Origin of the sequence: Pelomicrobium sp. G1 (assembly GCF_051905455.1) — a bacterium.
In the GTDB taxonomy this organism is placed as follows: Bacteria; Pseudomonadota; Gammaproteobacteria; order Burkholderiales; family UBA6910; genus Pelomicrobium.
Genome location: NZ_JBQACR010000279.1, coordinates 1 through 293, shown reverse-complemented (window position 1 = coordinate 293; position 293 = coordinate 1). Strand labels below are relative to the sequence as shown.

Below are 293 nucleotides of genomic sequence, written 5' to 3'. Positions count from 1 at the left end.
GCTCCGGATGGGCGAGGGGGCGCTCGCGCCAGACGAAGGCGTCGCACTCGACGGCCACACCCCGCTCGAACAATCCCTGCTTGCGCCAGGCCACCAGGTGCACCGGCAGGGCGTCCAACAACTCGTTTCCGATCACCGCGCCGCGAAACGCCGCCGGCAGCGCGTCGAGCCACCGCACCCGGTCCCGGAGCCGCTCCGGGAGCCGGGCCAAGCGCCTCTCCTGCTGCTCCCGCAGCGCCGTGCTCACTTCCATGCTCCTATCTGCTTCCTTCTCCCGCCCCCTTGCTTCCCTC

1 protein-coding gene is annotated in these 293 nt (G+C 71.3%); it reads right to left on the bottom strand.

Translation table 11 applies throughout. The features are described from left to right. On the bottom strand, window positions 1-253 hold a 253-nt coding region (locus tag ACTFO6_RS18500), incomplete at its 3' end, for an SAM-dependent methyltransferase (RefSeq protein ID WP_439935839.1). Window positions 254-293 lie beyond the last annotated feature (40 nt).